This is a genomic window from Streptococcus pseudopneumoniae, assembly GCF_001074565.1.
Taxonomy (GTDB): domain Bacteria; phylum Bacillota; class Bacilli; order Lactobacillales; family Streptococcaceae; genus Streptococcus; species Streptococcus pseudopneumoniae_J.
The window spans coordinates 1-8,625 of record NZ_JUQX01000006.1 but is presented as its reverse complement, the minus strand read 5'-3'; the positions used below and the strand labels follow the sequence as shown (position 1 = coordinate 8,625).

6 protein-coding genes are annotated in these 8,625 nt (G+C 44.4%); all 6 read right to left on the bottom strand.

Features of this window, described 5'->3' with window-relative positions:
- Positions 1 to 84: 84 nt before the first annotated feature.
- Positions 85 to 1,419 (bottom strand): aminopeptidase C, encoded by a 1,335-nt coding sequence (gene pepC / locus ADI74_RS00990; protein WP_049536467.1) that lies wholly within the window; start codon positions 1,417 to 1,419, stop codon positions 85 to 87.
- Between the two features lie 108 nt (positions 1,420 to 1,527).
- Positions 1,528 to 2,250 (bottom strand): pseudouridine synthase, encoded by a 723-nt coding sequence (locus ADI74_RS00985; RefSeq protein ID WP_049536466.1) that lies wholly within the window; start codon positions 2,248 to 2,250, stop codon positions 1,528 to 1,530.
- A gap of 73 nt (positions 2,251 to 2,323) precedes the next feature.
- Positions 2,324 to 2,554, bottom strand: coding sequence for a GlsB/YeaQ/YmgE family stress response membrane protein (locus tag ADI74_RS00980; RefSeq protein WP_000901565.1), 231 nt, complete (start codon positions 2,552 to 2,554; stop codon positions 2,324 to 2,326).
- Positions 2,555 to 2,563: 9 nt separating this feature from the next.
- Positions 2,564 to 3,805: an aminopeptidase gene (locus ADI74_RS00975; protein WP_049536464.1), complete on the bottom strand. Its 1,242-nt coding sequence runs from the start codon at positions 3,803 to 3,805 to the stop codon at positions 2,564 to 2,566.
- Between the two features lie 21 nt (positions 3,806 to 3,826).
- A complete protein-coding gene (locus ADI74_RS11195) occupies positions 3,827 to 3,979 on the bottom strand; it encodes a hypothetical protein (protein WP_000778898.1) in 153 nt (50 codons plus the stop codon).
- A 19-nt stretch (positions 3,980 to 3,998) separates the two neighbouring features.
- Positions 3,999 to 8,390 carry a PolC-type DNA polymerase III gene (locus ADI74_RS00965; RefSeq protein WP_049536462.1) on the bottom strand — a complete coding sequence of 1,464 codons (4,392 nt, stop codon included), beginning with the start codon at positions 8,388 to 8,390 and terminating at the stop codon, positions 3,999 to 4,001.
- Between the last annotated feature and the right edge of the window lie 235 nt (positions 8,391 to 8,625).

Sequence of the window (8,625 nt, the reverse complement as noted above, 5' to 3'; positions counted from 1 at the left end):
AATAAAAACACCCCAAAAGTTAGATTTTTTTCTGTCTAACTTTTGGGGTGCAGTTCAATTCCCCTAACCTCTTTTCTTTATATTTTATTCTGCCAAGGCTCCCATTGGATCCCAAGGTGCGAGCACGATTGGTTCTGCTTCATAGGCGGCTTGTTCTTCTGCTGTCAGCAATTCTTTGCGAACAACGATTTGGTAGGTGTATTCATCCATCCAAGCATCTGAGGCAACAAAGTAACCATCTGAGCCGACCTTGTCTCCCCATGAGTTTTCAACCTTCCACTTGGTTGACTTGCCATTTTCATCCAAATTCACACCTGTCAAGACCATGGCGTGGGTCATCAGGCTTTCGCTGTAGTCCAAACGTCCAGCCTTGTCTTGAGTGAGTTGAATATCCATGCTTGATTCAAAGTCATAAACATCTGTCGCAAGGATTCCAGCCTTACGGTTGCTGAGCTGGCCGACATCTGAACCAAACCAAACAGTTTCTCCTGTTTGCATTTGAGCAATCGCCAATTCTTTCAAGCGCTCCATCGGTACGTTGATATAACGAACTGCACGGCTACCAATGACATTTCCCAACATCTCAACTGTATAAGATTTGCCATAAGGCTTGTCGGCAGTTGGAGCATTGATAACAGAAACATAATCTTCTAGAGGAAGATTAACATATTTCTTGTAAAACTCTTGTGGAGTAATACCCTTTTCGCTTTGGTAATTGTTGTCTTTATCGCGATAAGCAAAGTCAAACTGACGAGGGGGAAGACCCAAAGACATGGCAAGGAAGTTAAAGATTTCTTGCAAGAGGTCTTCTTTCTTGGCTTGAACAGTCGCTTGGTCTGCACCAGATGCTAGTAAATCACGCAAGATTTGAGCATCTTGGCGAAGCAATTTGTTGAGAATAGCATTTAACTCACGGCTGTTGCTAGATGAGATAGACTCAGGGTACACAGACTTGGGCACAACACCGTATTTCTCAAAGAGGGACACTACCATATCCCACTGACCACCGTCTTGTTGGGGTGTTTGGAGTAGGAAGCTAACCTTGCGACTCGTCAATTCTTGGTCTGCAGTCGCAATGACTTGCTCCAAAAACCAGTTAGATTTTTCATACTTGTCCCAGAAGAAGGTGTGGGCTTGTGACAGTTCAAAGTTTTCGAGCTTGTATTGAGAGATGAGTTTGTGACGGAAAGTATTGAGAGCTGCAAACATCCAGCAACGACCAGAAGCCTTCTGGTTGGTCACCTTGTCCTTGGTCAAATCAAGTGAGAAAACAGGCGTATTGTCAACATGGCTTTGACGACGTTCTAGGGCTGCAAAAATTCCGTTATGGCTTGCAGCGTTTTCGATAGCTTGGTATTTTACATTTGCTTCATAGTTGGCAAATAATTGATCCGTAAATGATTCTTGAATCGCGTTCATAGATTCCTCCTTTTATTCTACTGTCTATTATAACTCTTTTCACAAAGGAAGCAACTGAAAAATGAAAAAGCAAGCCAAATAGACTCACCTTTTTTCATGGTATGGACACTATTTTACACTAGCAAAAAGCAATTCGAGCTCTGCTTGACTGATGCGACGCCATTCACCCTGTTTCAAGTTCTCGTCCAAAACTAGAGTCCCCATAGTTAAACGTTGTAGGTCCACCACTTCCTTACCACAGTAGCCCACCATGCGTTTGACCTGATGAAACTTCCCTTCCGCAATAGTCACCCGAATCTGGCTCTCACCCTTATCTGAATCCACTGACAAAATCTCCAGTTTGGCCGGCTGGCAGGTAAAGTCCTTAAGCGGAATGCCCTTGGCAAATGTCTCCACATCTTCTTGGGTCATGATTCCCTTGACCTGAGCTTGATAAGTCTTATCCACATGACGTTTGGGTGAAAGAAGAGCATGGGCCAGCTGACCATCATTGGTCAAGAGCAAAAGACCATGCGTATCAATATCCAAGCGCCCTACAGGAAAAACTTCCTTGGCACGAGCATAGTCGTCCAACAAGCCCAGAACCGTTCTATGCTTGGGATCCTCAGTCGCTGAAATGACTCCTTGAGGCTTGTTCATCATGTAGCAGACAAACTCCTCGTACTCTAACACTTGGTCATCAAAACGAATCTCATCTCTCTCTTCATTTATTTGCAGTTTAGCTGATTTTTCTTTCTTGCCATTGACCGTCACGCGTCCAGCCTTGAGCAAGTTTTTGACCTCTGTCCGACTTCCCACAGCGCAGGCAACTAAAAATTTATCTAATCTCATAGAACTATTATATCATACTCAAAAGGAGGCTGGCCCAAGTGACCAACCTCCTTTTTTCTAATTTTTCAAGAAACTAACTTCCTCGTCTCCAGAAAATCGCTAAGACAATCATAGCTCCTAAAATAGCTGGGATAATGGCCGTTCCTGCTATAATTGGACCCCAAGTTCCAAAGAGCAGGTGGCCCAGAAAGGCACCAATCCAGCCAAGAAACATTTTCCCAAAGCATCCCATGCTCTCTCCACGATTGGTTAAAGCACCTGCCAAGAATCCCACTAGGAGACCAACAAACATACTTCCAAGCATAACTTCTCCTTAAATTGCCCAATCTCCATTGCGGAAGAGGGGTACGCGTGTTCCATCCTCACGGATACCATCGATATCCATTTGACTCGAACCAATCATAAAGTCAACGTGAACATCTGAACGGTTAAGTCCTGCTGCTTCAAGCTCTTCTTCGCTCATCTCTGCACCACCAACAACGCTAGTCGCATAGGCAGCACCGATAGCCAAGTGGTTTGAGGCATTTTCATCGAAAAGGGTATTAAAGAAGGTAATGCCTGACTGAGAAATTGGACTTGGATCTGGTACCAAGGCACATTCGCCCAAGGCACGCGCACCCGCATTTTCAAAGACAAGATCTTTCATGACCTGATCACCCTTCTCAGCAGTGATGTCAACGATTTGTCCGTCTTTAAAGGTTACTTTAATGCCTTCAATGATATTTCCATTACAGCTAAGTGGTTTTGTAGAAGTGACATAGCCATCTGCACGACGGAAGTCAGGAGCCGTAAAGACTTCTTCTGTCGGCATATTTGGCAAGAATCCTTCTCCCTGTGCATTGATAGCACCAGCTGATTCCCAAACGTGGTTTTTCGGCAAACCAAGTGTCAAATCTGTTCCTGGTGCTGTGTAGTGAAGGGCTGAGAATTGCTCTTTATTAAGCATTTCTGCCTTGCTCTTCAAGATAGCTGCATGTTCTTCCCAAGCCTTAACGGGATCTTCTTCGTAGACACGGCAAGTTTTGAAGATTTGGTCCCAAAGGAGGTCCACTGCTTCTTCGTCGCTTGCTGCATTTGGGAAGACCTTCTTAGCCCACTCGAGTCCAGCAGCGGCAGCCACTGTCCAGCTCACCTTGTTGGACTGCGTTGCGATACGCATTGGCTTCATGGCAAGTCCCATAGCTTTAGCAGAAGCTGAAAGCTTATCAGCATCGACTCCGTTCAAGGCACCTGGATCAGATGAACGGACCCCGAGACGGCTAGCCTTGTTCTCCAAGAGATAGTTCATCTCAGCAATCTTGTATTCTGGTACATTGTCCAAACGCTCCATTGGCGCGTGGAGGAATTTCTCGCGATTGATTACATCATCTGTCCACTGAACAATGACTTCGTGCGCACCAAGTGCATAGGCTTCTTTGACGATCAAGTGAGCCAACTCGCGTTGCTCCACATCGATAGAAAGAGCCAAAGTATGGCCAGGTTGCACGTTGATTCCATTTGCAACCAACAATTTCGCATATTTTTCTAGATTTTCTTTAAAATTTGGTAAAACCATTTTATTTTTCCTTTTCTATTGTTATTTCTCTTTAAACAGGGACAACAGGCTAACCGCTGCCACCGTGCCGCAAATCAAAGCGGTCATTTTCAAAATCGTATCAGGGTCAAGATCCAGCTGGTAATCAAACACCTTCTGCGCTGGCTTATCCTGAGCGGAAATGGTAAGTTTCATAAAAATCTCTTTCTATATTTTAGAAAAACTCATCAAACAAACTCAACTGATTATCCTCTGGCATATTGCCGAGAATACCCATTTCATCCATCTTTTCAACCAAGGTAGATGACAGTCCGCCACGCTTGCGGAGTTCTGTCTTAGAAAGGAATTCGCCCTCTTCACGCGCTCGTACCAACTGCTTAGCAACGTTCTCTCCCAGACCATCCATTGCTACAAATGGCGGGATGAGAGTGTCCCCATCAATGAGGAATTCTGTCGCCTGACTACGGTAGAGATCGAGTTTACCAAACTTGAAACCACGTTCCCACATTTCATTGACAATCTCAAGAGTTGTGTAGAGATCGATTTCCACATTAGAGGCTTCATTGTTCTTTCGTTTTTCAGCGATTTCTGCCATTCTGCGCTTGATAGCATCCAAGCCCGCACCCATGGTCTTGATATCAAAAGCCTTGGCGCGGATGGAGAAGTAAGCACAGTAGTAATAAATGGGATGGTGAACCTTGAAGTAGGCTACACGCAAGGCCATCATAACATAGGCTGCTGCATGGGCTTTAGGGAACATATACTTGATTTTTCCACAGGACTCGATATACCACTCTGGCACCTTATTGGCTTTCATAGCTTCGATGTAGCCATTTCGCTCCTCTTCGGAAATCTTCAACCACAAGCCCTTACGTACTCGTTCCATGATGGTAAAGGCCATCTTAGGTTCAAGACCAGCATGCATGAGGTAAACCATGATGTCGTCTCGACAACCGATAACAGTTGATAGATCCGCAATCCCTTGTTTAATCAAATCTTGTGCATTCCCCAACCAAACGTCAGTACCGTGGGACAGACCTGAGAGCTGAAGCAATTCCGCAAAAGTCGTCGGATGAGTTTCATCAACCATCCCTCGTACAAAGTTGGTTCCAAACTCTGGTATTCCCAGCATACCTGTCGCCGTTCCAATTTGTTCAGGAGTCACTCCTAGCACATCAGTCCCTGAAAAGAGAGCCATAACGCCTTCATCATCCATAGGAATTTCATTGGGGTCAATACCAGACAAGTCCTGAAGTTTCCGAATCATGGTCGGATCATCATGCCCCAGTACATCAAGTTTGAGGACGTTCTCATCGATATCGTGGAAGTTAAAGTGAGTGGTCTGCCATTCAGCCGTCACGTCATCTGCTGGATACTGGACCGGCGTAAAATCGTAGACGTCCATGTAGTTAGGAATAACAACGATCCCCCCCGGGTGTTGTCCTGTTGTCCGCTTGACACCAGCTGCACCTTGAGCAAGGCGTTCCACCTCCGCATCTCGATAAAACTTCCCATAGTCACGCTCGTAACCCTTGACAAAGCCATATGCAGTCTTAGCAGCAACTGTACCAACCGTTCCTGCACGGAAGGCATACTCTGAACCAAAGATATCACGCACATCCAAGTGAGCGCTAGGTTGGTCTTCTCCCGAGAAGTTCAAGTCAATATCGGGAACCTTGTCTCCATCAAAACCAAGGAAGGTTTCAAAAGGAATATCCTGCCCATTTTTGCTGAGTTTGTGACCGCAGTTTGGACAGTCCTTATTGGGCATATCAAAACCTGAACCGTAAGAACCATCGGTGATAAACTCACTGTACTGACACTGACCACAGACATAGTGAGGAGAGAGAGGATTAACCTCCGTAATCCCAATCATGGTCGCGACGAAACTAGATCCGACAGATCCACGAGACCCAACCAAGTAGCCCCGTTCATTGGAACGTTGCACCAGCATCTGGGAAGCCAGATAAATCACGGCAAAGCCATTCCCCAGAATAGAAGTCAATTCTTTTTCAATCCGCAAATCAACGATATCTGGCAGCGGATTTCCATAAATCTCAAAGGCCTTCTTATAAGTCAACTCAGCGACCGTTTCTTCAGCCTTGTCAATGAAAGGAGTGTACAAGTCACCCTTAACCACCTCAACAGGTTCAAAAATTTCTGCTAAGGCATTGGTATTTTCAATAACCAATTTGCGAGCCAGTTCCTCTCCCAAGAAGTCAAATTCATCCAACATCTCATTGGTCGTTCGAAAATGAGCCTTAGGTAGCGGAGCCGGTTGGGCATGTTCGCCGTGACCGATGGTTCGGTTAATCATAGCCCCCTGGCCCAAACTACGGACGATAATTTCACGGTAAATCTCTTCTTCTGGTTCGATATAGTGGACATTTCCCGTAGCCAGAACAGGCTTGCCAAGGCGGTCTCCAACCTCTATCAAACTCTTGATGATGGTCTGAAGTTCCTCCATATCCTTGACCTGCTCCTTGGCAATCAAGGGAGCATAGATAGCTGGTGGCATGACCTCGATAAAGTCATAATACTTGGCCACTTCAACCGCTGCATCCACACCTTGGGAAACAACTGCATCAAAAACTTCACCTTCTGAACAGGCTGAACCTAAAATCAAACCTTCCCGGTGGGCATCTAGAACTGTTCTCGGAATCCGTGGAACTCCTTCAAAATACTTGGTATTAGACAAAGAAACCAGTTTAAAGATATTCTTCAGCCCCACCTGATTCTTGACATAAATCGTCGCATGCTTGATTCGAGCTTTTTTATAAGAATCTGTACTGATTAGATCAATATTTAACCTAGCCAAATCCGTCACACCATGTTTGTCTGCTACCTCTTTGATAAAGATGAAAAGCAGACGACCAGTAGCTTCCGCATCGTAGTTGGCCATGTGGTGGTGTTCCAGAGCCACACCAAAACGCTTAGTCAAAGGGCCCAAACCATGACGTTTATACTCAGGGTAGAGGTTTCTAGCAAACTCTAGCGTGTCGATTACTGGCTGGCTAATCTTAGGCAAACCATGACGCTCATAATTAGCATTCATAAAGCCAACGTCAAAGGTGGCATTGTGGGCAACTAGGACTGTGTCCTTGCAAAATTCTTGGAATTCTTGTAAAACTTGTTCCAGTGGTTTGGCATTTTTAACATGGTCATCTGTAATCCCAGTCAACTCAGTAGTAAAAGCTGACAAGGGATGGCCAGGATTGATAAATTCATCAAATTCAGCGATGATATTGCCCTTGTACATCTTAGATGCCGCAACCTGAATCAAATCATTATAGATGGCTGAAAGACCTGTCGTTTCCACGTCAAAGACCACGTAGGTTGCTTCAGATAGATTCATCTCAACCTCATTGTAGACAATAGGAACACGATCCTCCACAATATTAGCTTCCATTCCATAGATTAGCTGGATTCCCGCTTTCTTGGCTGCCTTATAGCCATGTGGGAAGGACTGGACATTGCCATGGTCCGTAATTGCTACCGCCTTATGACCCCATTTTGCAGCTGTCTCAACGATTTCTTCGACCTCAGGCAGAGCATCCATAGTCGACATATTTGTATGAGCATGAAACTCAACCCGACGCTCACCTTCTGGCATCAAATCCTTCCGCTCATAGTGAACAACTTCCTGCACATCCTGCACGTTCATTGTCAAATCGCGTGTGAAGTTATTCATCTCCACATTCCCACGAACTCGGAGCCATGAATTCTTCTTAATGATGTCAAACTTCTGAGCCTCTTCTTCATTCTTAACCCATTTTTGCATTGAGAAGCTCGAACTATAGTCCGTCATCTTAAAGTTAATCAAGACACGGCCTGTTCTGGTCACTTTATGCTCGACATCAAAAACTACCCCTTCAAAGACCAAACGATTTTCCTCAGTCGTCACATCAATCATCTGGGTCACTTCTGCCTTGTCTAACTTTGGCTTGGCCGCAGCCTTTTTAGTCTGAAAATCAAAGGCTTGTTTCTCTTCTACTGGTGGAGGAGCCATTTGTTCCAGTTGCTCCATAGCCCGCAGAGCTTCTTCGTTGGCAGCCTGAACAATCTGTTCATTCTCCACATAAAAGGCTTCCTCCTGCTCTTGTGTAAGGGCATCGTTCTTTTCTATTTGGCATACAAAAGCTGGGAAACCAAACTTTTCAAGTTGCTTCGCTAAATTAGGAAGATGATTCTTCTTAAAGTGTTCCTTATCAATCGCCTCGGAACCTTCAATAATGAGCTGATTTCCCTCCGCACGAACTTGCAAATTCTGATAAAAAGATTTAAATCCTTGGCTGGCACACGGACCTTCAGAAAAAGCCTCCTTGTAGTAGGCCTGTAAGAGTTGATTAGAAAATTCTTGAGACAGAGCCTTGATTTCAAAAACAGCTTGATTCCCTGTCTTAGAAAATTCTTCACTCAACCCCTTCTTTAACTCCAGAAAGATTTCAATAGGCAAAATTTTAGAAAATACAAAATGAAATTCCCAAACCCTACTAATTTTATGAACCACGACACGCTCAATGCTTGCATCAATAAGAGCAGGATCCTGTTTTAGTTGTTCAGAGATTCCTAATTGATTCATTAAAATTTCAAACTTACTTGACATTCATTTCCCTCACATTATTCTCTTACTATTTTACCATAATTAAAGAAAATATATAGTCACTACCATTCCTTAAGTACTGCTAGTTCTCACAAAATTATTCGCATAAAACAAAAAAGAAGATCCTAAGAATCCCCTAGATAAACAAAAAAGATACCCTAAAGTATCCTCGTGTTTGATCGGGAAGACAGGATTCGAACCTGCGACACCTTGGTCCCAAACCAAGTACTCTACCAAG

Bases quoted from the DNA above. Each gene is read 5' to 3' on its own strand.
- pepC (WP_049536467.1), bottom strand. From the start codon at position 1,419: ATGAACGCGATTCAAGAATCATTTACGGATCAATTATTTGCCAACTAT.
- ADI74_RS00965 (WP_049536462.1), bottom strand. From the start codon at position 8,390: ATGTCAAGTAAGTTTGAAATTTTAATGAATCAATTAGGAATCTCTGAA.
- ADI74_RS11195 (WP_000778898.1), bottom strand. From the start codon at position 3,979: ATGAAACTTACCATTTCCGCTCAGGATAAGCCAGCGCAGAAGGTGTTT.
- ADI74_RS00980 (WP_000901565.1), bottom strand. From the start codon at position 2,554: ATGCTTGGAAGTATGTTTGTTGGTCTCCTAGTGGGATTCTTGGCAGGT.
- ADI74_RS00985 (WP_049536466.1), bottom strand. From the start codon at position 2,250: ATGAGATTAGATAAATTTTTAGTTGCCTGCGCTGTGGGAAGTCGGACA.
- ADI74_RS00975 (WP_049536464.1), bottom strand. From the start codon at position 3,805: ATGGTTTTACCAAATTTTAAAGAAAATCTAGAAAAATATGCGAAATTG.